This is a genomic window from Sphingomonas sp. OTU376, from assembly GCF_038440415.1.
GTDB lineage: Bacteria > Pseudomonadota > Alphaproteobacteria > Sphingomonadales > Sphingomonadaceae > Sphingomonas > Sphingomonas kyeonggiensis_A.
The window spans coordinates 1-24904 of the sequence record NZ_JASATQ010000039.1 but is presented as its reverse complement, the minus strand read 5'-3'; the positions used below and the strand labels follow the sequence as shown (position 1 = coordinate 24904).

Genomic DNA, 24904 nt, shown 5'->3' with positions numbered 1-24904 from the left:
ATGGCCGTTCAGAGCTTCAAGGGACTGGGGTGGCTCCTCTGCGCCGTTGTGGTGGCGCCGGCGTGCTACATGGTCAATTCGCACGGTGCGGCCGAGCAGGCCCGGCTCAACGCGATGAAGATCGCGATCCTGCAGGCGCAGAAGGACATTCGCGGGCTGGAAACCGAGTTCCAGACGCGGGCCAACCTGGCGCAGATCGAGCGCTGGAACGGCGACGTGCTGGCGCTTGCCGCGCCGACGTCCGGCCAGTATCTGGCGAGCGAGACGGCGCTGGCCAGCCTCGACCAGCCCGCCCAGATGCAGAACGCCGCGCTGATCGTTCCGACCGGCGCGCCTTCGGCTCAGCCTGCCGCAGCAGTGGCGACGGCAGCGGCGGCTCCGGTGCAGGCGACGCCTGCGCCGGCCCAGGCCGTTTCGGGCAAGAGCGTGGCGCAGCAGGACCGGGAACTTCACGACCTCATGAAGAAGGCTGACAAGCGCGCAGTGGCGATGGTGGACAAGGGCGTGCTCAGCACCTCGACCATCGACGACCTGAAGAAGCTTGCGCAGCGCGAGAAGCTGGCACTCCGTTGATCGTCGTCGTCGCCCCGCCGGCCCGCAAGGGCCGTACGGGCGATGCCCGTCAGGCGCTTGTCGCCACCGCCCAGGTGCGGTTGATGATCCTGTCGATCCTGTTCGGCTTCGGCATGCTGGTGGTGATCGGCAAGCTGGCCTTCCTGGCGGTATGGGCCGAGCCGGCGACGGCGCGCGAGATCGCGACCAGCCTGGTGCCGCCGCGCGGCGACATCACCGACCGCAGGGGCGCGCCGCTGGCCCGCTCGATCGACAGCTGGACGATCGCGATCCACCCGAACCAGGTGATCGGGGACAAGGCCGAGCTTGCCAAGAAGCTGGCCGAGCTGATCCCCGAGCAGAGCGCCGAGAAGTATTTCGCGATCCTCAAATCGGGCAGCAGCTTCGCGTTCCTGAAGCGCCGGGCGATGCCCGAGCTGGTTGCCCAGGTGAACGAGCTGGGCCAGCCGGCGATCGAGTTCCAGCGCGAGAACGACCGGCTCTATCCGCAATCGACGCTGGCGGCGCACGTGCTCGGCTATATCGATAGCACCGGCCATGGCCGCTACGGCATGGAGCGGGTGCTCGATGCGCAGCTGAGCGATCCGGCGCGGCGCGGCCAGCCGGTGGCGCTCTCGCTCGACCTGCGCGTGCAGGCGGCGCTGGAGAATGAACTCGGCACGGCGATGACGCAGCTGCAGGCGCGCGGCGCCGCCGGCGTGATCCTGGACGTGCAGACCGGCGAAGTGATTGCAATGACTTCGCTGCCGGCCTTCAATCCCAATGCGATCGACGGGCCGCCGCCGCGCAACAATGTGACGCAGAGCGTCTATGAGCTGGGATCGACCTTCAAGCCGATCGCCGTGGCGGCCGCGATCGACACCGGCACGATCACCTCGATGGCGCGCCGCTTCGATGCGACGGTGCCGCTGCAGGTGGGCCGCTTCAAGATCCATGACGATCCGGGCGACGAGCAGTTCCGCTGGCTCAACATCCCCGAGACGCTGATCTATTCGTCGAACATCGCCACCGCGCGCATCGCCGACGAGCTGGGCGCGGCGAAGATGCAGGAGATCTTCCGCCGCTTCGAATTCGACCAGCGGCCGAAGATCGAGCTCGACGCGAGCGCCAAGCCGCTCTGGCCGGCGAGCTGGGGGCGGATCACGGTGATGACCACCGCCTATGGCCATGGCATCGCGGTGACGCCGCTGCATCTCGCCACGGCCTATGCGGCGATGGTGAATGGCGGGATCCTGTATCCGGCGACGCTGCGAAAGGTGGATGCGGCGCATCCGCCCCAGGGCAAGCGCGTGCTCAAGCAGGAGACCAGCGACCGGATGCGCCAGCTGCTGCGGCTGATCGTGCTCAAGGGCACCGGCCGCAAGGGCGAGGCCCCGGGCTTCCGCATCGGCGGCAAGACCGGCACGGCGGAGGCGGCCGCCGGCGGTGGTTATGACAAGAGTCGCAACGTTTCGACGTTTGCGGCGGCTTTCCCGATCGACGCGCCGCGCTATGTCATGATCGCAATGCTCGATTCGCCCAAGTCCAACCCCTCGATCGGCGTGTACCGCACGACCGCTGCCTGGACCGTGGCGCCCGTCGTCGCGCGGGTGGTGGGGCGCACCGGCTCGCTGCTGGGCGTGGTGCCGGATGCGAACCGCGATATTGACGAGCGCGAGCTGTTGCCGCTGATCTGGGCGGGGCCGGACGCCGACAAGAAGGATCCCGAATGAAACTGGGCGCGCTGACGGGAGGCGGGGAAGACGCCGTCGTCACCGGATTTGCCATCGACCATCGCAAGGTCGCCCCCGGAACCATATTCGGCGCGTTCGAAGGGGCGCGCTTCAACGGCGAGGACTTCATCGCCGATGCCGTGAAGGCCGGTGCCGTCGCCATTGTCGCCCGGCCGGGCGCGAAGGTGGAAGGCGTGTTGCATATCGCCGACGACAATCCGCGCGAGAAGTTCGCCCGGCTGGCGGCGGCGTTCTTCGCGCCGTTCCCGGGGACCGCGGTGGCGGTGACCGGGACCAACGGCAAGACCTCGACCGTCGAGATGACCCGGCAGCTGTGGCGGATGCGCGGCTTCCATGCCGCCTCGATCGGCACGCTGGGGGTGACCACGGCGGACGATACGGTTTCGACGGGCCTGACCACGCCGGATATCGTGACCTTCCTCTCCAACGTCGCCGGGCTGGCGCGCGAGGGCGTGAGCCATGTCGCGTTCGAGGCTTCGTCGCACGGGCTCTCGCAATACCGGACCGAGGGGCTGCCGGTGAAGGCGGCGGCGTTCACCAACCTCAGTCGCGACCACCTCGACTATCACGGCGACATGGAAACCTATTTCCACGCCAAGATGCGGCTGTTCGCCGATGTGCTCGACCTGGACGGCGGCACCGCGGTGGTGTGGGCGGACGATCCCAATGCGCCGCGGATCGAGGACCTGGCGCGGCAGCGGGGCAACAAGCTGGTCACGGTGGGCGAGCATGGCTCGACGCTGCGGCTGGTGGGTCGCGAGCCGACCCTGCTCGGCCAGGGACTGACGATCGAGGCCGAGGGCCAGACCTACAAGGTGAATTTGCCGCTGATCGGCGCGTACCAGGCAGCCAATGCGCTGGTCGCGGCCGGGCTGGTGGTGGCGACTGGCGGGGACGTGGCGCAGACGCTGAGCGATCTCAGCCGGCTGCAGCCGGTGCGCGGGCGGCTCGAGCGCGCGGTGATCACCAAGGTCGGCGCGCCGGTCTATGTCGATTACGCGCATACCCCGGATGCGCTGGAGGCGGCGATCGCGGCGCTCAAGCCGCATACCAGGGGCAGGCTGATCATCGTGTTCGGCGCGGGCGGCGACCGCGATACCGGCAAGCGCGCCCCGATGGGGCAGGCGGCGACGGCGGGTGCCGACGTGGTGATCGTCACCGACGACAATCCGCGCTCCGAGGATCCGGCGGCGATCCGCGCCCAGGTGCTCGAAGGGGCGCCGGGGGCGATCGAGATCGGCGAGCGCCGCGAAGCGATCAAGGCGGCGATCGACATGGCGGGCAGCGAGGACATCGTGCTGGTCGCCGGCAAGGGGCATGAGCAGGGCCAGATCGTCGGCGACATGGTGCTGCCGTTCGACGATGTCAGCGTGGCGCGGGAGAGCGCGGCGTGAGGCTGTGGACCGCAGACGAGATCGCCGGGGCGACCGGCGGCACGGCTTCGGCGGACTTCGAAGTCTCGGGCGTTGCCTTTGACTCGCGCGAAGTGGGGCAGGGGGATCTGTTTCTCGCGCTCAAGGGCGAGACCACCGACGGGCACAAATTCCTCGACCAGACCTTCGCCCAGGGGGCGGCGGGGGCGGTGGTGTCGCAGGCGACTGCGTTCCCGCACGTGCTGGTGGCGGACACGGTCGCGGCGCTCGATGCGCTGGGTACGGCGGCGCGGGCGCGGATGCAGGGCAAGGTGATCGGCGTCACCGGCTCGGTCGGCAAGACCGGGACCAAGGAAGCGCTGTTCGCGGCGCTCGAGCGCAATGCCCCGGGCGAGGCGCATCGCTCGGTCAAGAGCTACAACAACCATACCGGCGTGCCGCTGAGCCTGGCGCGGATGCCGCGGAATACGCGCTACGGCGTGTTCGAGATGGGGATGAACCATGCGGGCGAGCTGGCGGCGCTGACCCGGCTGGTGCGGCCGCATGTCGCCATCGTCACCACGATCGCGCCGGCGCATATGGGCTTCTTCGCCAGCGAGGAAGCGATCGCCGACGCCAAGGGCGAGATCTTCCAGGGGCTGGAGCCGGGCGGCACCGCGATCGTGCCGTTCGACAGCCCGCACCGCGAGCGGCTGATCGAGGCTGCCAGGCCCTACGCGGCGAAGATCGTCACCTTCGGGCTGGGCGAGGGCGCGGATTACCGCGCGGTCGAGACGATGCGGACGCGGACGGGGGGCACCTTCGTCACCGCGCGCTTCGGGCAGCGCGAGCTGAGCTTCACGCTGTCGCAGCCGGGGGCGCACTGGGTCTCCAATGCGATGGCGATCCTCGCCGCGGTCGATGCGGTGGGCGCCGATCTGGAGCTGGCCGGGCTGGCGCTCGCCGAGCTGGGCGGGCTGGCCGGGCGCGGGGCGCGGCTCAATGTGCCGGTGCGCGGCGGCACCGCGCTGGTGATCGACGAGAGCTACAACGCCAACCCCGCCTCGATGCGCGCGACGCTGGCGGTGCTGGCGCAGGAGCCGGGCCGCAAGCTGGCGGTGCTCGGCGAGATGCGCGAGCTGGGCGAGCATTCGGATGCCTTCCACGCCGAATTGTCGGGCCCGATCGAGGCGGCGGGCGTCGAATCCGTCATTCTGGTCGGTGAAGCGATGGCGCCGCTCGCACAGGCGCTTGAGGGCGCGGTCGATTTCGTCCATGTGCCCGACGCGGCGACCGCGCTGGGCAGGCTCGATGACATGCTCCAGGCCGGGGACGCCGTTCTCATAAAAGGCTCTAACGGCGTGCGGCTCGGGTCGGTCGTTGCGGCGTTGGCGGAAAGGGCACCTGCCTGATGTTGTACTGGATCGCAGAGCTGCTCGGCTTCCCCGGCGTGTTCAACCTGTTCCGTTATTTGTCGTTCCGCACCGGCGGCGCGGTGGCGACGGCGCTGCTGATCGGCCTTGTCATCGGCCCGAAGTTCATCGGCTGGCTGCGCGTCCGCCAGGGCAAGGGGCAGCCGATCCGCGACGACGGCCCGCAGAGCCACCTCGCCAAGCGCGGCACGCCGACCATGGGCGGCCTGATGATCCTGACCAGCCTGATGCTGTCGCTGCTGCTGTGGATGGACCTGCGCAACCCCTATGTCTGGGCCTGCATGTTCGTCACCTTCGGCTTCGGCATGATCGGCTTCCTCGACGACTATGACAAGGTGCGGAAGCAGAAGACCGCGGGCGTATCGGGCAAGGTGCGGCTGATCGGCGAGTTCGCGATCGCGGGCATCGCCGCGGCGATCATCTGCTCGCAGAACGGCACCCAGCTCTACGTGCCCTTCTTCAGCAGCTTCCACCCCGACATCAGCTATTTCTACATCGCCTTCGCCGCCTTCGTGATCGTCGCGTTCGGCAATGCGGTGAACCTGACCGACGGGCTCGACGGTCTGGCGACGATGCCGGTGGTGATCGCCAGCATGGCGTTCATGCTGATCGCCTACCTGGCGGGCAACAAGATCTACGCCGTCTATCTCGGCATCCCGCACGTGCCCGGCGCCGGCGACCTGGCGATCTTCTGCGGCGCGATGGTCGGCGCAGGGCTCGCCTTCCTGTGGTTCAACGCGCCCCCGGCGGCGGTGTTCATGGGCGATACCGGCAGCCTCGCGCTCGGCGGCGCGCTCGGCACGATCGCCGTGACCACGCACCACGAGCTGGTGCTCGGCATCATCGGCGGCCTGTTCGTGATGGAGGCGCTCAGCGTCATCATCCAGGTGTTCTTCTACAAGCGCACCGGCAAGCGCATCTTCCGGATGGCGCCGATCCACCACCATTTCGAGCAGCTCGGCTGGTCGGAGCCGACGGTCGTGATCCGCTTCTGGATCATCGCCTTCGTGCTGGCGCTGGCGGGCCTCGCGACGCTCAAGCTGCGGTGATCACCAGCACGTCCTGGCGCGGCAAACGCTATGCGGTGCTCGGGCTTGCGCGCTCGGGCGCGGCGACGGCGCATGCCTTGCTGGCGAGCGGGGCGGAAGTTGTGGCCTGGGACAGCAATGAGGCGGCGCGGGCCAAATTGGCTCCCGGTCTCGGTGAGACGCTGCCCCACCCCAACCCCTCCCCCGAAGGGGAGGGGCTTGAGATTGCTGATCCGCTGGAGATCGATCTCGCGGGCTTTGCCGGCGTCGCCGTTTCTCCGGGCGTGCCGCTGAATACGCATCCGATCGCGGCGAAGGCGGCGGAAGCCGGCGTCCCCATCATCGGCGACATCGAGCTGTTCGCCGAAGCCCGTGCCGAGATGCCGGCGCACCGCGTGGTCGGGATCACCGGGACCAACGGCAAGTCGACCACCACGGCGCTGATCCACCATATCATCGAGACCGCCGGCATCCCGACGCGGATGGGCGGCAATATCGGGCTGCCGATCCTGGGGCAGGACCCGCTTCCCGAAGGCGGCGTCTATGTGCTGGAGCTTTCGAGCTACCAGATCGACCTGACCCACAGCCTCGACTGCGACGTCGCGGTGCTGCTCAACATCACCCCCGACCATCTCGACCGCTATGACGGGTTTCTGGCCTATGCGGCGTCGAAGGCGCGGCTGTTCGCGATGCAGGCCAAGGGGCATGCCGCGATCATCGGCATCGGTGACGAGCCCTCGGCGGCCATTGCGCAGCAGGTTGCCGCCGCGGGCCGCAGCGAGGACCTGACCCGGATCGCGCCGGGCATCTGCATGGACCAGTCGCGCTGGCCGGCCCTGCAGGGGCCGCACAACGCCCAGAACGCGCTCGCCGCCATCGCTGCCTGCCAGGCGCTCGGCATCGAGCAGGCCGCGATCGACAAGGGGCTGGAGAGCTTCCCCGGCCTGCCGCACCGCATGGAGCGGGTGAAGACCGTGAACGGCGTGCTGTTCATCAACGACAGCAAGGCGACCAACGCGGATTCCACCGCGCCGGCGCTCTCGGCCTATCCGAAGATCCACTGGATCCTGGGGGGCAAGGCCAAGACCGACGATCTCGATGCCTGCCGGCCGGGCTTCAGCCATGTAGTGAAGGCGTACACGATCGGCGATGCGGGCGAGATGTTCGCGAAGCTGCTCGAAGGCGAGATGCCGGTCGAGCGATCGGGCACGCTCGATGTCGCGGTGAAGGCCGCCGCCGCCAATGCCCAGCCGGGCGAAGTGGTGCTGCTGTCGCCCGCCTGTGCGTCGTTCGACCAGTTCAAGGACTATGAAGCCCGGGGCCAGGCCTTCCGCGACGCGGTGGAGGCACTGGGATGAACGACACGATGCCGCAGGAAGCGGAGCCCGAGGCCCGCCGCCGCGGCTCGCCACAACTCGGCCGCGCGAGCAAGACGCGCGCCGGCATGTGGTTCTGGGAAGTCGATCGCGTGCTGCTCACGCTGGCGCTGCTGCTGATCGCGATCGGTCTGGTTGCGGTCGCCGCGGCCTCGCCCGCGACCGCGCGCCGCTATTCGGACGCCAGCCATGTGATGGCGCCGATGTATTATTTTTGGCGACAGCTGGTGTGGGTGTGCATCTGCGTGCCTGTGCTCGTCACCGTGTCGATGCTGCCGGTCACGCTTGCCAGGCGGCTTGCGCTGATCGGGGCGGCGATATTCCTCGCCTGCCTCGCGCTGGTGCCGATCATCGGGCACGAGGTGAACGGCGCCAAGCGCTGGATCGGCGTCGGCATCTCCGAATTCCAGCCTTCCGAGTTCCTCAAGCCGCTGTTCATCGTTGCGACCGCCTGGATGCTGAGCTTCCGCGCCAAGGATCCGCAGCTGCCGGTGCTGTTCGTCACCGGCGGGCTGACCGCGCTGATCGGCGTGCTGCTGATGCTGCAACCGGACTTCGGCCAGACGATCGTGTTCGCCAGCGTGTGGATCATCCTGCTGATGATCTCGGGCATTTCCCCGGCGGCGATTGCCGGGCTGTTCGGCACCGCCGTCGCCGGCGTGATCGCGGCCTATCTGTTCTACGGCACGGCGCGCACCCGCATCGACAACTTCCTGTTTCCCACCAAGGACGCCGCCCTTGCCGAGCGCTACCAGGTGGAGATGGCGCATGACACGCTGACCGCCGGCGGGCTGCTCGGGCGCGGGCCCGGCAACGGCATCATGAAGTTCAAGCTGCCGGAAGGGCATACCGACTATATCTTCTCGGTGATCGGCGAGGAGTTCGGGCTGATCGCCTGCATCGTGATCGCGCTGCTGTATCTCGCCATCGTGATCCGCGTGCTGATGAAGCTGCTCGACGAGGAAGACGCCTTCCGCCTGCTCGCCGCGGCGGGGCTGGCGGCCCAGTTCGGCGTGCAATCGCTGATCAACATGGCGGTGAACACCGGCATCGCCCCGTCCAAGGGCATGACGCTGCCCTTCATTTCCTATGGCGGATCGTCGATGATCGCGCTGGCGATCGGCTATGGGTTGCTTCTCGCCTTCACGCGGCGAAACCCGTATCTGAAGCGCTCGCCCTATACCGGCCGCTGGAGCACCAACGCATGAGTCAGTCCCGAAGCTATGTCCTCGCAGCCGGCGGCACCGGTGGGCATATGGTGCCCGCTGCCGCCCTGGCAGCGGAACTGGCCGAGCGGGGCCATCATGTGGCGCTGGTGAGCGACGACCGTGGCGTGCGCTTCCCGGGCCTGTTCGACGGCGTCGAGACACATGTGCTGCCGGCCGGACGGCTGGGCGGCGGGCCGCTCGGCTATATCCGCGCGGCGGGCAAGATCATGGCCGGGCGCTCGATGGCGCTGCGGCTCTACAAGGAAATCCAGCCTTCGGCGGTGATCGGGTTCGGCGGCTATCCCGCGCTGCCCTCGCTGCTCGCGGCGTTCCGGGCCGGCGTGCCGACGATCATCCATGAGCAGAATGCGGTGCTCGGCCGGGTGAACCGTTTCGTTGCGGGACGCGTCGATGCGATCGCGACGTCGTACGAGCAGGTCGACCGGATGAAGCCGGGCTGGCAAGCCAAGGCGCATCTCGTCGGCAATCCGGTGCGCGAGGCGGTGCTCAACCTGCGCAACCGGCCCTATCCGCTGCTCGAGGAGGACGGCATCTTCCGCGTGCTCGTCACCGGCGGCAGCCAGGGCGCGACCGTGCTGAGCCAGGTGGTGCCGGATGGCCTGGCGCTGCTGCCCGTCCATTTCCGCCGCCGCCTGCAGGTGACCCACCAGGCGCGCGTGGAGGATATCGAGACGGTGCGCGCCAAGTATCAGGCGCATGGCATCCCGGCCGACGTCTCCACCTATATCACCGACATGCCCGAGGCGCTGGCCTGGGCGCATATCGTGATCGCGCGGGCAGGGGCCTCGACCATTGCCGAGCTGACCGCGGCGGGCCGCCCGGCGATCCTGGTGCCGCTGCCCAGCGCGACCGACGATCACCAGACCGCCAATGCGCGCGAGATCACCGCCGCCGGCGGCGCGCGGACGATCTCGCAAAAGGGCTTCACCGCCGCCGAGCTGGCCAAGCAGATCCAGAAGCTCGGGCTCGACACGGTGGGCCTTGAGAATGCAGCGGCGCGGGCGCGCAGCGTGGGCCGTCCCAACGCCACGCGCGACCTTGCCGATCTCGTCGAATCCATCGATGCGCCCGAAGCCCCGATCAAGGGCCAGCGCATCTCCATGCAGGGAAGGCCAGCGTTCGCATGAAGGGTGTCGCGAAGGACATCGGTACCATCCATTTCGTCGGTATCGGCGGCATCGGCATGTCGGGCATTGCCGAGGTGATGCACAATCTCGGCTATTCGGTGCAGGGATCGGACGTGGCCGAGGGCTATGTCGTGCAGGGGCTGCGCAGCCGCGGCATTCCGGTGACCATCGGCCACAAGGCGGAGAATCTGGGCGATGCTTCGGTGGTGGTCGTCTCCACCGCGATCGTGCGCACCAATCCCGAGGTCGAGGCCGCCTATCAGCGCCGCATCCCCGTGGTGCGCCGCGCCGAGATGCTGGCCGAGCTGATGCGGCTGAAGTCCACCGTCGCGGTGGCCGGCACGCACGGCAAGACGACGACGACCTCGATGGTCGCGGCGCTGCTCGATGCCGGCGGGGTGGACCCGACCGTGATCAACGGCGGCATCATCAACCAGTACGGCTCGAACGCGCGGCTGGGCGACAGCGAGTGGATGGTGGTCGAGGCCGATGAGAGCGACGGCAGCTTCCTGCGGCTCGACGGCACCTATGCGATCGTCACCAATATCGATCCCGAGCATCTCGACCATTATGGCTCGTTCGATGCGGTGAAGGATGCGTTCGTCGAGTTCGTCGAGAATGTGCCCTTCTACGGCGCGGCCCTGCTGTGCCTCGATCATCCCGAAGTGCAGGCGATCATCCCGCGCGTGCGCGACCGGCGGATCGTGACCTATGGTTTCGCGGCTTCGGCCGATGTGCGCGGCGTCAATGTGACGCCGCATCATGGCGGCAACCGCTTCGAGGCGATCATCCGCAACCGCGACGGCACCACCCGCTCGATCGAGGGGATCGAGCTGCCGATGCCGGGCCGCCACAACGTCCAGAACGCGCTGGCCGCGATCGGCGTGGCGCTCGAGCTGGGCATTCCCGATGCGACGATCCAGCAGGGCTTCGCCAAGTTCGGCGGGGTGAAGCGCCGCTTCACCAAGGTCGGCGAAGTGAACGGGGCGACGATCATCGACGATTACGGCCACCACCCGGTGGAGATCCGCGCGGTGCTGGCGGCGGCGCGCGAGAGCGCCGAGGGCAGGGTGATCGCGGTGGTGCAGCCGCACCGCTTCACGCGCCTGAAGAACCTGATGGACGAGTTCGCCCAGGCCTTCAACGACGCCGACATGGTCTATGTCACGCCGGTCTATGCGGCGGGCGAGCTGCCGCTCGAGGGCGTGAGCGCCGAGGCGCTGGTCGAGAATGTCCAGCGGCGCGGGCATCGCTCGGTCGCGGCGGTGGAGAATGAGGACGGGCTGGCGCGGGCGCTTGCGGGCGTGGTGCAGCCCAAGGACATGGTGATCTGCCTGGGCGCGGGCGACATCACGAAATGGGCGGCGAACCTGGCCGGCGCGATCGAGGAAGCGCGGGCGTGAACCAGGCGGCTGCCGCGCTCTCTCCCGTGCGCGGAAAACTGACTGCGGATGCGCCGCTGGCGCCGCTCGTCTGGTTCAAGAGCGGCGGCGCGGCGCAGTGGCTGTTCGAGCCGGCCGATGCCGGGGATCTGGCCGATTTCCTCGCCGGGCTCGATTCCGACGTGCCGGTGATGGGGCTCGGGCTGGGCTCGAACATGATCGTGCGCGACGGCGGCGTGCCGGGCGTGGTCGTGCGGCTGGGCAAGGCCTTTGCCGGGGTCGAACAGCTCGATGCGACGACCCTGCGCTGCGGCGGCGGGGCTTCGGGCATTCTGGTTTCTTCGAAGGCGCGCGATGCCGGGATCGGCGGGGTGGAGTTCCTGCGCTCGATCCCCGGCACGGTCGGCGGGTTCGTGCGGATGAACGGCGGCGCCTATGGCCGCGAGGTCAAGGACGTGCTGGTCGAATGCGAGGTCGTGCTGCGATCGGGCGAGCGCCGGGTGCTGGCGCTGGCGGATCTCGGCTATACCTATCGGCACAGCGCGCTGCCCGAGGGCGCGATCGTGATCTCGGCGACCTTCCGCGGGCATGGCGAGGAACCGGCGGTGATCCAGGCAGAGATGGACCGCATCGCGGCGGCGCGCGAGGAGTCGCAGCCGCTGCGCTCCAAGACCGGCGGCTCGACCTTCAAGAACCCGGACGGGCACAAGGCCTGGGCGCTGATCGACGCGGCCGGCTGCCGGGGGCTGATGCGCGGCGATGCGCAGGTCAGCGAAAAACACTGCAATTTCCTGCTCAATCTGGGCAATGCTAGCTCCGCCGACATCGAGGCGCTGGGCGAGGACGTCCGCGCGAAGGTGAAGGCGCAGTCGGGTGTGGAGCTGGAGTGGGAAATCCAGCGGATAGGGGTTGGCAAGTGAAGTCGTTGCACGTCGCAGTTCTCATGGGTGGCTGGTCGGCCGAGCGCGAGGTGTCGCTGATGTCCGGTGCGGGCATCGCCGACGCGCTGGAGGGGCTGGGCCACAAGGTCACGCGGATCGACATGGATCGCGACGTCGCCCTGAAGATCGCCGAGGCGAAGCCCGATGTGGTGTTCAACGCGCTGCATGGCACGCCGGGCGAGGACGGCACGGTGCAGGGCATGCTCGACCTGATGGGCGTGCGCTACACGCATTCCGGGCTGGTCACCTCGGTGATCGCGATCGACAAGCAGCTTACCAAGCAGGCGCTGGTGCCGCACGGCATCCCGATGCCCGGCGGACGGATGGTCAAGACCGAGGACCTCCACCGCGAGGACCCGCTGCCGCGCCCCTATGTGCTGAAGCCGGTGAACGAGGGCTCGTCGGTGGGCGTGGCGATCGTCACCAAGGAAGGCAATTACGGCAACCCGATCGCGCCGGACGCGCGCGGGCCGTGGCAGGAGTTCGACGAGCTGCTCGCCGAGCCGTTCATCCGCGGGCGCGAGCTGACCACGGCGGTGCTCGCGGGCGAGGCGCTGGGGGTGACCGAGCTCAAGCCCAAGAGCGGCTTCTATGATTACGACGCCAAGTACACCGACGGGCTGACCGAGCATGTCTATCCGGCGCAGATCCCCGACGAGATCACCGAGGCGTGCAAGCGCATCGCGCTCGAGGCGCACAAGCTGCTCGGCTGCAAGGGCACCTCGCGCTCGGATTTCCGCTGGGACGACAGCATGGGGATCGAGGGGCTGTTCCTGCTCGAGGTGAATACCCAGCCGGGCATGACGCCGCTGAGCCTGGTGCCCGAGCAGGCGCGCCACCTGGGCATCTCCTATCCCGAGCTGTGCCAGCGCATCGTCGACGAGGCCTTGAGCGGATGAGCCGGCAGCCCGCCAAGCGGACGGCCACCCGTCGCGGGGCGAAGCCGGTAGCGAAACGCAAGCAGCAGCCGCGCAAGAAGCAGCCGGGCCTGATGGACCAGGCGCTGGCCGCGCTGCCGTTCGACCAGGCGACGCTCACGCGCATGGCGACCTGGGGGATTGTCGGCATCTTCGGGATCGGCGCGATCACCGTCGCGACCTGGTTCGGCATCCCGCAGATCATCGGCACGGGGGCCGCGCAGGCTGTGGGCGATGCCGGGCTGCGGGTGGACACGATCCAGATCAACGGGCTCAAGCGGATGAACCGCATGACCGTGTACCAGCAGGTGCTCGACCAGAATTCGCGCGCGATGCCGCTGGTCGACCTTGGCCAGGTCCGTGCCAAGCTGCTTGCCTATCCCTGGATCAAGGATGCGCGTGTTTCACGTCGGCTGCCCGACAAGCTGCTGATCGACATCGTCGAGCGCGAGCCTGCGGCGATCTGGCAGAACCATGGCCAGCTGATGCTGATCGACCCGACCGGCGTGCCGCTGGAGCCGGTGTCGCGCGAAGCGATGCCGGACCTGCCGCTGCTGATCGGCGACGGCGCCAACAACCAGGAGCCCGCGCGCCGCGACCTGATGGACAGCGCGCCCGCGCTCAAGCCGCTGGTCCGCGCCGCCACCTGGGTGGGCAATCGCCGCTGGGATATCATCTTCGATACCGGCGAGAAGCTCCAGCTGCCCGAGGGCGACAAGGAAGCGAAGGACGCGCTCAAGACCTTCGCCGAGAAGGATGGGGCGTATCGGCTGCTCGGCCGCGGAAACCTGGGGTTCGACATGCGCGACCCCGATAATCTGGTCGTCCGCCGGCCCGCCGCGATCGGCGCGCCGCCCGCGACGGGATTATGAGTAACACCGTAGTTGTAATCAGGGCAAAATCCTGATTCATATGGTGAATTGAGTATTAAGCGTTTTTTCGAATGAGGGGCAGATGGCGAAGGTAGCACCGGAAGGGCTGATCACGGCATTGGACGTGGGGTCGTCCAAGGTCTCGGCGCTGATCGCGCAGCGGTCCGACGACGGCACTTTGGTGGTGCTCGGCACCGGCCAGCGCGAGAGCCGAGGCGTCAAGCGCGGCTATGTCGCCGACATGCACGCGACCGAACTCGCCATCCGCGAAGCGGTGGAGCAGGCCGAGCGCATCGCCGGCCAGAACATCGAAGACGTGTGGGTGAGCTTCTCCGCCGGTGGCCTGATCTCGGACATCGTCCGGCTTGAATCGGATCTCGGCGGCCACCGCATCGAGCAGAACGACATCGACGAGCTGCTCCGCGCCGGCCGCGACGCGATCGACCCGCAGGGCAAGATGGTGCTCCACGCCCAGCCGACCCGCTACACGGTCGACGGCCTTGCCGGCGTGCGCCGTCCCCTCGGGCTGCATGCCGAGCGCCTGGGCGTCGACATCCATGTCGTCGCGACCGACGGCGCGCCGGTGCGCAATCTCGATCACTGCGTCCGCTCGGCGCATCTCGAAGTCCGCTCGATCATCGCCGCGCCGGTGGCGACGGGGCTGGCCTGCCTGACCGACGAAGAGCGCGAGCTCGGTGTCGCGCTGGTCGAGATCGGCGCGGGCGTGACCAATGTCTCGGTCTTCTCGCAGGGCGTGCTTTCGGGCCTCGCCTCGATCCCGATGGGCTCGGCCGACATCACCGACGATATCGCCTCGTCCTTCGGCACCGCGCGTGCCTGGGCCGAGCGCACCAAGTGCTTCCATGGCTCGGCGAACCTGAGCCCGCGCGACAATCATGAGATGATCGATGTCGTGCCGGCGATCCCCGATGACGGCACCGAAGGCCCGCGCATCACCAAGGCGCAGCTCAACGCGATCATCCGCAAGCGGCTGGAGCGGCTGATGGGCGAGATCCAGAAGGAGCTGAAGAAGCTGAGCTTCGAGGATCCGGCCGGCCGCCAGATCGTCCTGACCGGCGGCGGTGCCGAGCTGAAGGGCGTCGCCGATTACGCCCAGCAGTTCCTGGGCAGCGCGGTGCGCGTCGGCCGGCCCAAGGGGCTGGTGGCGCTGCCGGAAGCGCATGCCGGCCCGGCCTTCGCCACGCTGGCGGGCCTGGCGCGCTTCGCCGCGGCCAACCCGATCGACCTGCGCACGCTGGAGCCCAGTCGGCACCAGATGGTCACCCGGACCAACCCGGGAGCCCTGTTCCAGCGGCTAATCGCGGCATTCCGGGCAAATTATTAGAAGAAATGCGTTGGTAACTTCGCGTTCCCTCTAGAGTCGCCCTCCGCGTTCGTGCAGAACGGGCGACAGATTACGCGTTCGTGACAGGCCACCCGGACGCAGGGAGACTAAGGCGATGAGTATCGATTTCCTTCCGCCCGACGTGGACGAGCTGACCCCCAAGATCACCGTAGTCGGTGTGGGCGGCGCGGGCGGCAACGCGATCGCGAACATGATCCGCGCGGACGTGCAGGGCGTCGACTTCATTGTCGCCAACACCGATGCGCAGGCGCTCAAGCAGTCGAGCGCGGGCCACCGCATCCAGCTCGGCGCCAAGATCACCCAGGGCCTGGGTGCCGGCAGCCGTCCCGAGATCGGCCGCGCCGCCGCCGAAGAGACGATCGACAACGTCCAGAAGGCGCTTGAGGGCGCCCACATGGTGTTCATCGCTGCCGGTATGGGCGGCGGCACCGGTACCGGCGCCGCGCCGGTCATCGCCAAGGCGGCCCGCGACATGGGCATCCTGACGGTGGGCGTGGTCACCCGGCCGTTCGCCTTCGAGGGCAAGCGCCGTGCGGCTTCGGCCGAGGCAGGCATCAACGAACTGCAGAAGTACGTCGATACCCTGATCGTCATCCCGAACCAGAACCTCTTCCTGATCGCCAATGCGAACACGACCTTCAAGGAAGCGTTCGAGATGGCCGACGAGGTGCTGCAGCAGGGCGTGCGCGGCATCACCGACCTGATGGTCATGCCGGGCCTCATCAACCTCGACTTCGCCGACGTCCGTTCGGTGATGCAGGAGATGGGCAAGGCGATGATGGGCACCGGCGAGGCCGAGGGCGACGACCGCGCGCTCATCGCCGCGCAGAAGGCGATCGCCAATCCGCTGCTGGACGGCGTGAGCATGAACGGCGCCAAGGGCGTGATCGTCTCGATCACCGGCGGCGAGGACATGCGCCTGCTCGAAGTCGACGAAGCCGCCAACCATATCCGCGAGCTGGTCGATCCGGACGCGAACATCATCTGGGGCTCGGCCTTCAATCCGGAGCTCGAGGGCAAGATCCGCGTCTCGGTCGTCGCGACCGGCATCGATGCGGAAGCGCAGCCGGTGGCCGCGCCGCGCGCCGCCGAGCAGCCGCGCGTCTTCTCCTTCTCGACCCCGCGCCGCACCACGGCCGACCCGGCGCCTGCCGCCGCGCCGGAGCCCGAAGCTGCGCCAGAGCCGGTAGCCGAGGAAGCACCGCTCGCACCGCCGGTTCCCGAGGCCTATGAGCCCGTCGCCGAGGAGCCCGTGTCGCTCTCGCCGCCGGTGCCCGAAGCCTATGAGCCCGAGCCGCAGCCGGCCGCGCCGGTCCAGTCTAACTGGGTCGATGACGGCAAGGACGAGGACGAACTGGTCCTCGGTGCCGACAGCCTGGTGCCCGAAGCGCCCGTCGCCCCGATCGACGAGCCTGCCGCGACGCCGACCACGCGCCGCCGCTGGCTGACCGGCGGGGACGAGGAAGAAGCCTCGCCGCTGGTCGAGAAGCCGGCGAAGAAGAGCGGCGGCACGCTGTTCGAGCGCATGGCGATGGCCTCGCGCGGTGCCTCCAAGTCGGATGACGATGCGGACAAGGATCCGCTCGACATTCCGCGCTTCCTGCGCAGCCAGAACAACCAGTAAGCCATTCGTCGCCGGCCGGTCTCGCTTCGGCGAACCGTGCCGGCGCCGTCATTGGCGGTTCAGCGCAATTGCGCGCAGGTGGCGGGGACATGAACCGGAATCGCTTTATCGGCATCGCTGTGCTGGCCTTTGCGGCCGCGCAGGCCATGCCCGCCTTCGCCCAGACCGAAGTCGTCGCCCAGGCCAATCCCGATGCGGACCGGCTGGCCAACGACATCCGCATGCTCGCCAGCGATCCGCGCGACCTGGCGACCCTGGTCGATGCCGGCATGACCAGCGCGCGGCTGGGCGATACCTCCGCCGCGCTTGCCTTTTTCCAGCGCGCCGAGACGATCAATGCCGGCGATCCGCGCATTGCCGCGGGGCGGGCGATGGTGCTGGTGCGGCTCGAGCGGCCGGGCGAGGCGCTGCGCCTGTTCCAGACGGCCGAGGCGGGCGGGCTGGCGCCGCGCGCCTATGCCGCCGATCGCGGCTTCGCCTATGACCTGCTCGGCCAGCCCGGGCTTGCCCAGCGCGACTACAAGCTCGCGCTCGCCGGCGACCGCGACGATGCCGAGACGATCCGCCGCTATGCGCTGTCTCTGGGTATCACCGGCGACAAGGACGAGGCGATGCGCGTGCTCGATCCGCTGCTCCGCCGCAGCGATCGTGCCGCCTGGCGTGCGCGCGCCTTCATCCTGGCGATGAACGGCGACACGGCGGGGGCGGAGAAGATCGCCTCGAGCATGATGCCGGGCACCATGGGCCAGTCGCTGATCCCGTTCTTCCGCCGGCTTGGCGGGCTGAACCCGGCGGACCGCGCCTTTGCGGTACATTTCGGCGAGCTGTCGCCGACCCAGGCGCGGCTTGCCGATGCGCGGATGGCGCCTGACCTGCCGCGCTATGTGCCGGCGCCTCGCCCGGTGCAGATGGCCGCGGTCGCCCAGCCGGTGGCGCCCGCGCCCGAGCCCAAGGGCAGGGACCGCCGCTCGCGCAGGGATCGCGAGCGTGACGAGAAGCTTGCCGCCGTCGCCGCGGCGCGTCCGGTGCCCGCGCCGGTGCAGCAGCCGGTGGCGGACGAGAACCTGCCGCCGCCGCCGCGCTTCGTGGCGCCGCCGGCCGAGATCGTGCAGCCGATCCCGCAGCCGAAGCGCGAGGAGGAGCCGAGCGAGACCAGCGAGCGGCCGGTGCCGGCGCCGGTTCGTCCCACGCCCACGCCTGCGCCGGTGCGGATGGCTGCTGCCTCGCCGGCGCCTGTCCGCCCGGCGCCTGCGCCGACCCCCGCGGTGCCCACGCCGACACCGGCGCCCGCCCCGGTCACGCTCGCCAAAGCCGAGCCGGTGGTGCAGCCCGTACGACAGCCGCCGCGCCCCGAGCCCACGCCGCCGGGCCCGGCCAAGGTGGGGCAGGAGGATTCGGTGCTCGCCGCGATCGTCGGCGGGATCACCATTCCGGCCGAGGAACTCGCGACCGTCACCGCGACGCCGACCGATCCGGTGCCCGCCGCCGCGCCCGAACCCGCTCCGGCGCGCGTTGCCGAGGCGAAGCCGGTGCCGCCGGTGAAGCCCAAGCCCGAGCCGGTCGTTGCCAAGCCCGATCCCAAGAAGCCGGACCCCAAGGCCAAGCCCGATCCCAAGGCCAAGACGTCGCCCGAGGACGCGAAGAAGGGCGGCAAGCCCGATCCGAAGGACGCCAAGGCGAAGAAGCCCGATCCCAAGAAGCCGGATCCGGCCAAGACCGATCCGAGCCGCATCTGGGTGCAGGTCGCCGGCGGCGCCAACCCGGATACGCTGGCCAAGGCCTGGAAGGGCGTGGTCGCCAAGGCGCCGGCGCTGATGAAGGGCAAGGGCGCCTGGACCACGCCGCTGCGCGCCACCAACCGCGTGCTCGCCGGCCCGTTCAAGACCAGCGCCGAGGCACAGGCCTTTGTCAACGCGCTGGGCAAGGAAGGCGTCTCGGGCTTCGTCTTCACCAGCGAGGCCGGGCAGAAGGTGACGAAATTGGCGCTGTGATCGGACGTTCGGCTTGCTCCAATACTTCGTCACCCTGAACCTGTTTCAGGGTCCAACGTGCCTCAAGCGGTATCGCGTGGGGAGATTTGGATGCTGAAACAAGTTCAGCATGACGGGAGAGATCTGGACTGTTAGGGCACCCGCGTGAAAGCGATTTCCTCCTGGGCCTCCACGCCTGAAGCCAGCCGCGGCCGTCTCCATCCCGAGCCCGGCGGCACCGCCCGGGGCCCGCGCGACGCCTTTCAGCGCGACCGCGACCGGATCATCCACTCGATCAGCTTCCGGCGTCTGCGCCACAAGACCCAGGTGTTCATGGCGCCCGACGGCGACCATTTCCGGGTGCGGCTCACCCATAGCCTGGAGGTCGCGCAGATCGGCCGGGCGATCGCGCGGACGCTCGGGCTCAACGAGGACCTGACCGAGGCTTTGTGCCTGGCGCACGACATCGGCCATCCGCCCTTCGGCCATGCCGGCGAGAAGGCGCTGGGCGAGGCGCTGGCCGGGCAGGGCGGGTTCGACCATAACGGCAACACACTGCGCACCCTGACCACGATCGAACGGCCCTATCCGGCCTGGGACGGGCTCAACCTGACCTGGGACACGCTGGAGGGGCTGGCCAAGCATAACGGCCCGATCGCGCACCCGGAGTGGGCGCTGGCAGAGGCGGATGCGGCGTTCCCGCTCGAGCTGGAGAGCTGGGCCTCGCTCGAGGCGCAGGTCGCCGCGATCGCCGACGATATCGCCTATGACAATCACGACATCGATGACGGGCTGCGGGCCGGGCTGCTCCAGCTCGACCAGCTGTTCGAGCTGCCGATGGTCGCCGAGGGCTGGCGACAGGTGGAAGCTAAGTTCCCCGGCTGCGAGCGGCGGCGGCTGATCAGCGAGCTGATCCGCGCGCAGATCGGGCTGATGGTCAACGACCTGATCGACGCGACCCGCAAGCGCATCGCCGAGAGTGGCGTCGAGACGGTGGCCGACGTGCGCGCGGCGGGGCGGGTGCTCGCCCATTTCTCCGACGGGATGCGAGAGGCGGAGCGCGGGCTGAAGCGCTTCATGTACGCCAATCTCTACCACCATCCGAGCCAGCTCGCCGCGGCGGACGCGGCGCATAAAGTGGTGGCAGGGCTGTTCGCCACCTATCGCGACGATCCCGCGCTGATGCCGGCCGAATGGGCCGGGGCGCTGCCCGAGGCGGAACCCGCGCGCAGCCGCCACATCGCCGACTTCATCGCCGGCATGACCGATCGCTACGCCATCGCCCGCTACAAGCAGCTGGTCGGCACGATCGACCTGCCCGAAGGCTTCTGAACACAAGAAAGGCCGGAGCGTTGCCGCCCCGGCCTTTCGTTCAGCCCCAGAGGGAGGGGGCTAGCTCAGCGTGCGGCCAGGACCGCGCCGCTCTTGTCCTTCGGCGCGCGGAACGAGACGCGGGTGTCGTTGACGTAACCGTCGACCCAGCCGTTCTTCACGTTCAGGCGGAATTCGCCGCCCTTGTTGGTGCGGCCTTCGAGCACCTGGACCTTGTCCTTGCTGGTGACCGAATAGGTATAGGTCACGCCTTCATGGGTGAAGCTGCGCTCGCCGGCGATCGCGGCGGGGGCGGTGAAGGCGAGAGTGGCGGCGGCAGCCGCGAAAAGGAACTTCGTCACGATCTTTCTCCTTATTGATAAAGAAGCCAGATCAGCATCCAATATGTTCTGTTCTTGCGCCGAGTTATGTTGCGACGCAGCAAAAGCATCAATCGCAAAGGAAGTTGGGCCCAGTTGCAGAAAACGCAACCGATGAAACGGTGCATGCAGGCGACGAGCCGAAAGCCTGGCAAACTTCTGCGACACTTGGGACGTATTCCGGAGAAATACCGTTACAGGGGAGTCGCATGTCGGACGCCAGTATCGCGCGAAACCGCTTCGGGCTCGGCGCCAGGCCGGGCGAGGATGTAGGGAGCGATCCCGGCAAATGGCTCGCCGGGCAGATCGCCGCCTTTGATCCGCGACCCCAGGCGATCGCCGCCCAGGCTTCCAGCGCGCAGGTCGCAAGCGAGCTTGCCGATTTCTATGAGCGCCAGCGGCTCCTCCGGCTGGAAAACCCCAAGCCGAGACCCGCTGCCGCGGCGCCCGCCAAACCAGCCGGCGCGCAGCCGGCGATGGCCGAGGGCATGGCGATGCAGGACATGCAGGCGGCGGCACCGGCGATGCAGGGCGGCCCGGCAGCCAAGCCGGTCTATCAGGGCGAGGATGCCGCGATGATCGCCCGGCGCGAAGCGCGGCGGGTGCAGCAACAGGCCTATGTCGGCATGGTCTCGGCCCGGGCGCTGACCGCAATCACCTCGCCGACGCCCTTCGCCGAGCGGCTCGTCCATTTCTGGGCGAACCATTTCGCCGTCTCCGCCGACAAGCTCGAGCTGGTCGGTCTTTCGGGCACGATGGAGTTCGAGGCGATCCGCCCGCATGTGATGGGCAAGTTCGGCGACATGCTGAACGCGGTCGAGCGCCACCCGGCGATGCTGCTCTATCTCGACCAGGCGGTGTCGGTCGGCCCCAACAGCGCAGTGGCGCAGCGCCAGCGCGGGCGGCGCAGCGGCCTCAACGAGAATCTGGCGCGCGAGATCATGGAGCTCCACACGCTCGGCGTGCGCAGCGTCTACACCCAGGCGGACGTCACCGAATTCGCCCGGGCGATGACCGGTTTCACCGTGGCGGGTATCGGGCGTGGGCCCGGCGCGCGCTATGTCGGTGCCGTAGATGGCCAGCCGGGCAGCTTCCTGTTCGCCGACCGGATGCACGAGCCGGGCACCCGCACGATCCTGGGCAGGCAATGGAGCGCGCAAGGCGAAGAGCAGGCGAGCGAAGTGCTCGACTATCTCGCCACCCATCCGGCGACGGCGAAGCATATCGCCACCAAGCTCGCCCGCCATTTCGCCAGCGACGATCCGCCTGCGCCGCTGGTCGCGCGGCTGCAAAAGGCTTTCCTGTCCTCGGGCGGCGATCTGCCGACCGTGTACCGCGCGCTGATCGCCTCGCCGGAGTGCTGGTCGCCGACGCCGGCCAAGTTCAAGTCGCCCTGGGAATGGTCGATTTCGGCGATGCGCGCGCTCGGCACGCAGCAGGTCCAGCCCCAGGCGGTGAACGGCCTGATGGGCCAGCTCGGCCAGCCGACCTGGAAGCCGGGATCGCCGGCGGGCTGGGACGATGTCGCCGGTGCCTGGGCCGGGCCGGACGCGGTGATGCGCCGGGTCGAGGCGGCCGAGCGCATGGCCGCCCGCGCCAAGGATACGATCGACGCCCGCGCCCGCGCCGCCGAACTGTTTCCCGGCACGCTTACCCCCTCGACCACGCAGTCGATCGCGCGTGCCGAGAGCCCGGGCCAGGGCCTCGCCCTGATGCTCGTCTCGCCCGAATTCATGCGGAGGTGATCCGATGACCGCACTTTCCCGTCGCAACTTCGTGGGCCTGGGCGCTTCCGCCATGCTCGCCACCGCCTTCGGCTCGCGCATCGCCTTTGCCCGCGCGGCGACCGACCGGCGCTTCGTCTTCATCATCCAGCGCGGTGCGGCGGATGGCCTGCATACCGTCGCGCCGGTGGGCGATCCTGCCTATGCCGGGCAGCGTGGGGCGCTGGCGGAGGAGTTCGCGGCGGCGCCGAAGCTCAACGACATGTTCGCGCTGCATCCGGCGATGAAGAATGTGATGGGCCTGTACGGCGCCGAGCAGGCGCTGTTCCTCCATGCCGTCGCCTCGCCCTATCGCGACCGCTCGCATTTCGATGGGCAGAACGTGCTCGAGACCGGCGGTACCTCGGCCTATCAGCTCAAGGACGGCTGGCTGAACCGGCTGCTGACCATGCTGCCCGCCGACGACAAGGCGATCGCGTTGGCCGCGACCGTGCCGATGGCGCTGCGCGGGCCGGTGGAGGTGGCGAGCTATGCGCCCTCGTCACTGCCCGACGCTTCGGACGATCTGCTCGCCCGGGTGAGCCAGATGTACCAGGGCGACGCCCAGCTTCACGGCATCTGGGAGCAGGCGACCGCCACTCGCATGCTGACCGGCGACCTTGCCTCGAACAACGGCAAGAACGCTGCCGACACCGGCACGCTCACCGCGAAGATGCTCGCGGCGCCGGGCGGGTCGCGCATCGCGATGATCGAGACCGGCGGCTGGGACACCCATGCCGGGCAGAAGGGGCGACTGCAGGGCCAGCTCAACGGGCTCGACCAGATGATCGGCGCGCTCAGGACGGGGCTGGGGCCGCTGTGGAGCAACACGGTGGTGCTGGTCGCCACCGAGTTCGGCCGCACGGTGAAGGTCAACGGCACCCAGGGTACCGATCACGGCACCGGTTCGGTCGCGATGCTGATGGGCGGCGCGGTCAACGGGGGCAGGGTGCTTGCCGACTGGCCGGGCCTGGCGGATGCGGCGCTCTATGAAAGCCGCGACCTCAAGCCGACGCTGGGGCTAGACGCGGTGATCGGCTCGACGCTGGCCACCCATTTCGACCTGTCGCCGCAGACCGCGGCGCGCAAGCTGTTTCCCGATGTGCAGATAGCCAGGCCGTTGCAGGACCTGCTGCGCGCCTGAACCGGCGGCTCGCCGGAGATCCGGCGGGCGCTCTTCTCTCGCATGAAGTGCTTTGGGTTCGGTCGGCCACGGCCGAGCGGGCTAGCGGCTGTCTGGCAGCGCTGTAACTTACATACATACATTCTTGATTGCATGTAAATGTGCGGCTAGCCTTTGGTCACCGGCGGAGACCGGGATCGGGAGAGGATATCACTGCATCAAAGCCCAGGGGGCCGGTGCGCCATACGCCAAAACCAGCTTCTGCTCGCCACTCCGCGCGGCCGAACCGTTCGGTCCGGCACCAATTCGCCGCCACCGATACGGTTCGAAGGAGAAAACGATAAACGCAAGGAGAGGCAGATGAAGCGACTATCCCGAGCGATATGCATCACGCTGGTTTCGGCCACCGCATTGGCGGCGGCCATGCCCGCGGCCGCGCAGTCCGTCCCCAACGCGCCGACCGGTCCGGTCGAGACGCAATATTACGCCAATGGCGCCTATGCGACGACCCAGACGCGCTCCACCGTCGCCTGCGATTCCAAGGGCAACCAGTGCGATGTCTTCTATCCGACCAACATCGCCTCGCTGAACACCCGCCTGCCGCTGGTGCTGTGGGCCAACGGCACCGGCTCCACCGCGGACAATTATCCCAACTGGCTGAAGCATCTCGCGAGCTGGGGCTTCGTCGTGGTGGCGACACGCGACCAGCAGACCGGCTATGGCAACACCGTCCTGGATTCGCTCGCCTATATGCAGGCGCAGGATACCAACCCGGCCAGCCCCTTCTACCAGCGCATCGATTTCGCGCATGTCGGCGCGGCGGGGCATTCGCAGGGGGCGTCCGGCGCCGCCAATGCGATGTTCCACTCGGGCGGCGTGATCAAGACCACGGTGACGTTCGAGCTGCCGAACCAGAACTGGTGCAATCCGGCAGACAATTGCCTGCTCACGCCCACGCTGACCGGCGGATCGGGGTCGATCTTCTATGTCAGCGGCACCGCCGACAGCCTGATCGCGCCGGATACGCAGAGCGGCGGCACCCAGCTCAACTCGCAGACCGCCTGGTACAACGCCACGCCTTCCACGATGCTCAAGGCCAAGGGGCTGCTGAAGGGCGCCAACCATAACGACATCACCGGCACGCCGGGTTGCGGCCTGCTCGGCTTCCTGAAGGCCTGCGCCAATGGCGTGTACGGCTATCTGGGCTATCCGACGGCCTGGCTCGCCTGGCAGCTGAAGGGGGATGCCGTGGCGGGGGGCGCGTTCAAGACCGGGACGGGTGAGTTCTTCACCGCGAATGCCTGGCAGGGACGGGTCTCCAACATTCCCTGATCGCCCTGGTGGGGGGGGGGGGGGGGGGGGGGGGGGGGGGGGGGGGGGGGGGGGGGGGGGGGGGGGGGGGGG

20 protein-coding genes are annotated in these 24904 nt (G+C 68.6%); 19 read left to right on the top strand and 1 reads right to left on the bottom strand.

The features are described 5' to 3' along the window. From AAHM44_RS15875 to AAHM44_RS15800, 16 genes are all read left to right on the top strand, one after another. Nucleotides 1-573, top strand: coding sequence for a hypothetical protein (locus tag AAHM44_RS15875; RefSeq protein WP_184171021.1), 573 nt, complete (start codon nt 1-3; stop codon nt 571-573). Next, nucleotides 570-2285, top strand: a complete 1716-nt coding sequence (locus AAHM44_RS15870; RefSeq protein WP_269575888.1) for a peptidoglycan D,D-transpeptidase FtsI family protein — start codon at nt 570-572, stop codon at nt 2283-2285. The genes AAHM44_RS15875 and AAHM44_RS15870 overlap by 4 nt, the downstream gene beginning before the upstream one ends. Further along, nucleotides 2282-3700, top strand: coding sequence for a UDP-N-acetylmuramoyl-L-alanyl-D-glutamate--2,6-diaminopimelate ligase (locus AAHM44_RS15865; protein ID WP_342250593.1), 1419 nt, complete (start codon nt 2282-2284; stop codon nt 3698-3700). Before AAHM44_RS15870 ends, AAHM44_RS15865 begins: the two co-directional genes overlap by 4 nt. After that, the gene (locus AAHM44_RS15860) at nt 3697-5070 is read left to right on the top strand and encodes a UDP-N-acetylmuramoyl-tripeptide--D-alanyl-D-alanine ligase (RefSeq protein WP_269575886.1); all 1374 of its coding nucleotides are present in this window, start codon (nt 3697-3699) and stop codon (nt 5068-5070) included. Before AAHM44_RS15865 ends, AAHM44_RS15860 begins: the two co-directional genes overlap by 4 nt. Beyond that, complete coding sequence (gene mraY, locus AAHM44_RS15855) at nt 5070-6140, top strand: phospho-N-acetylmuramoyl-pentapeptide-transferase (RefSeq protein WP_342250592.1); 1071 nt, start codon at nt 5070-5072, stop codon at nt 6138-6140. Before AAHM44_RS15860 ends, mraY begins: the two co-directional genes overlap by 1 nt. Continuing rightward, nucleotides 6137-7477, top strand: coding sequence for a UDP-N-acetylmuramoyl-L-alanine--D-glutamate ligase (murD, locus tag AAHM44_RS15850; protein ID WP_342250591.1), 1341 nt, complete (start codon nt 6137-6139; stop codon nt 7475-7477). Before mraY ends, murD begins: the two co-directional genes overlap by 4 nt. After that, nucleotides 7474-8703 (top strand): FtsW/RodA/SpoVE family cell cycle protein, encoded by a 1230-nt coding sequence (locus AAHM44_RS15845; protein WP_260396327.1) that lies wholly within the window; start codon nt 7474-7476, stop codon nt 8701-8703. The genes murD and AAHM44_RS15845 overlap by 4 nt, the downstream gene beginning before the upstream one ends. Further along, on the top strand, nt 8700-9851 hold the full coding sequence (gene murG, locus AAHM44_RS15840) for an undecaprenyldiphospho-muramoylpentapeptide beta-N-acetylglucosaminyltransferase (RefSeq protein ID WP_184171038.1): 1152 nt from the start codon (nt 8700-8702) through the stop codon (nt 9849-9851). The genes AAHM44_RS15845 and murG overlap by 4 nt, the downstream gene beginning before the upstream one ends. Continuing rightward, nucleotides 9848-11254, top strand: a complete 1407-nt coding sequence (gene murC, locus AAHM44_RS15835) for a UDP-N-acetylmuramate--L-alanine ligase (protein WP_342250590.1) — start codon at nt 9848-9850, stop codon at nt 11252-11254. The genes murG and murC overlap by 4 nt, the downstream gene beginning before the upstream one ends. Beyond that, the gene (murB, locus tag AAHM44_RS15830) at nt 11209-12153 is read left to right on the top strand and encodes a UDP-N-acetylmuramate dehydrogenase (protein WP_342250589.1); all 945 of its coding nucleotides are present in this window, start codon (nt 11209-11211) and stop codon (nt 12151-12153) included. The genes murC and murB overlap by 46 nt, the downstream gene beginning before the upstream one ends. Then, the gene (locus AAHM44_RS15825; RefSeq protein ID WP_311768534.1) at nt 12150-13073 is read left to right on the top strand and encodes a D-alanine--D-alanine ligase; all 924 of its coding nucleotides are present in this window, start codon (nt 12150-12152) and stop codon (nt 13071-13073) included. The genes murB and AAHM44_RS15825 overlap by 4 nt, the downstream gene beginning before the upstream one ends. Beyond that, on the top strand, nt 13070-13963 hold the full coding sequence (locus AAHM44_RS15820) for a cell division protein FtsQ/DivIB (RefSeq protein WP_184171047.1): 894 nt from the start codon (nt 13070-13072) through the stop codon (nt 13961-13963). Before AAHM44_RS15825 ends, AAHM44_RS15820 begins: the two co-directional genes overlap by 4 nt. An 82-nt stretch (nt 13964-14045) precedes the next feature. Next, on the top strand, nt 14046-15308 hold the full coding sequence (ftsA, locus tag AAHM44_RS15815) for a cell division protein FtsA (RefSeq protein WP_184171050.1): 1263 nt from the start codon (nt 14046-14048) through the stop codon (nt 15306-15308). Nucleotides 15309-15423: 115 nt separating this feature from the next. Continuing rightward, nucleotides 15424-16953 carry a cell division protein FtsZ gene (gene ftsZ / locus AAHM44_RS15810; protein WP_269575878.1) on the top strand — a complete coding sequence of 510 codons (1530 nt, stop codon included), beginning with the start codon at nt 15424-15426 and terminating at the stop codon, nt 16951-16953. Between the two features lie 89 nt (nt 16954-17042). Continuing rightward, nucleotides 17043-18944, top strand: a complete 1902-nt coding sequence (locus AAHM44_RS15805; protein WP_342250588.1) for an SPOR domain-containing protein — start codon at nt 17043-17045, stop codon at nt 18942-18944. 144 nt (nt 18945-19088) lie between these two features. Further along, nucleotides 19089-20255, top strand: a complete 1167-nt coding sequence (locus AAHM44_RS15800; protein ID WP_342250587.1) for a deoxyguanosinetriphosphate triphosphohydrolase — start codon at nt 19089-19091, stop codon at nt 20253-20255. A gap of 65 nt (nt 20256-20320) precedes the next feature. Here the strand turns inward: AAHM44_RS15800 and AAHM44_RS15795 are convergent, their stop codons facing one another. Further along, a complete protein-coding gene (locus tag AAHM44_RS15795; RefSeq protein ID WP_184171063.1) occupies nt 20321-20596 on the bottom strand; it encodes a hypothetical protein in 276 nt (91 codons plus the stop codon). A 227-nt stretch (nt 20597-20823) separates the two neighbouring features. Between AAHM44_RS15795 and AAHM44_RS15790 the strand changes: the two genes are divergently transcribed. The 3 genes from AAHM44_RS15790 (at nt 20824) to AAHM44_RS15780 (ending at nt 24832) form a co-directional block, all read left to right on the top strand. Next, a complete protein-coding gene (locus tag AAHM44_RS15790) occupies nt 20824-22359 on the top strand; it encodes a DUF1800 domain-containing protein (RefSeq protein ID WP_342250586.1) in 1536 nt (511 codons plus the stop codon). Between the two features lie 4 nt (nt 22360-22363). Continuing rightward, nucleotides 22364-23521 carry a DUF1501 domain-containing protein gene (locus AAHM44_RS15785; protein WP_342250585.1) on the top strand — a complete coding sequence of 386 codons (1158 nt, stop codon included), beginning with the start codon at nt 22364-22366 and terminating at the stop codon, nt 23519-23521. 339 nt (nt 23522-23860) lie between these two features. Continuing rightward, complete coding sequence (locus AAHM44_RS15780; RefSeq protein ID WP_342250584.1) at nt 23861-24832, top strand: poly(ethylene terephthalate) hydrolase family protein; 972 nt, start codon at nt 23861-23863, stop codon at nt 24830-24832. The last annotated feature ends 72 nt before the right edge of the window (nt 24833-24904 follow it).

Excerpts from the sequence above, each read along its gene's own strand:
- AAHM44_RS15875 (WP_184171021.1), top strand. The coding sequence starts at position 1 with ATGGCCGTTCAGAGCTTCAAGGGACTGGGGTGGCTCCTCTGCGCCGTT.
- AAHM44_RS15865 (WP_342250593.1), top strand. The coding sequence starts at position 2,282 with ATGAAACTGGGCGCGCTGACGGGAGGCGGGGAAGACGCCGTCGTCACC.
- mraY (WP_342250592.1), top strand. The coding sequence starts at position 5,070 with ATGTTGTACTGGATCGCAGAGCTGCTCGGCTTCCCCGGCGTGTTCAAC.
- AAHM44_RS15845 (WP_260396327.1), top strand. The coding sequence starts at position 7,474 with ATGAACGACACGATGCCGCAGGAAGCGGAGCCCGAGGCCCGCCGCCGC.
- murG (WP_184171038.1), top strand. The coding sequence starts at position 8,700 with ATGAGTCAGTCCCGAAGCTATGTCCTCGCAGCCGGCGGCACCGGTGGG.
- murC (WP_342250590.1), top strand. The coding sequence starts at position 9,848 with ATGAAGGGTGTCGCGAAGGACATCGGTACCATCCATTTCGTCGGTATC.
- murB (WP_342250589.1), top strand. The coding sequence starts at position 11,209 with ATGGGCGGCGAACCTGGCCGGCGCGATCGAGGAAGCGCGGGCGTGAAC.
- AAHM44_RS15820 (WP_184171047.1), top strand. The coding sequence starts at position 13,070 with ATGAGCCGGCAGCCCGCCAAGCGGACGGCCACCCGTCGCGGGGCGAAG.
- ftsA (WP_184171050.1), top strand. The coding sequence starts at position 14,046 with ATGGCGAAGGTAGCACCGGAAGGGCTGATCACGGCATTGGACGTGGGG.
- ftsZ (WP_269575878.1), top strand. The coding sequence starts at position 15,424 with ATGAGTATCGATTTCCTTCCGCCCGACGTGGACGAGCTGACCCCCAAG.
- AAHM44_RS15805 (WP_342250588.1), top strand. The coding sequence starts at position 17,043 with ATGAACCGGAATCGCTTTATCGGCATCGCTGTGCTGGCCTTTGCGGCC.
- AAHM44_RS15790 (WP_342250586.1), top strand. The coding sequence starts at position 20,824 with ATGTCGGACGCCAGTATCGCGCGAAACCGCTTCGGGCTCGGCGCCAGG.
- AAHM44_RS15785 (WP_342250585.1), top strand. The coding sequence starts at position 22,364 with ATGACCGCACTTTCCCGTCGCAACTTCGTGGGCCTGGGCGCTTCCGCC.
- AAHM44_RS15780 (WP_342250584.1), top strand. The coding sequence starts at position 23,861 with ATGAAGCGACTATCCCGAGCGATATGCATCACGCTGGTTTCGGCCACC.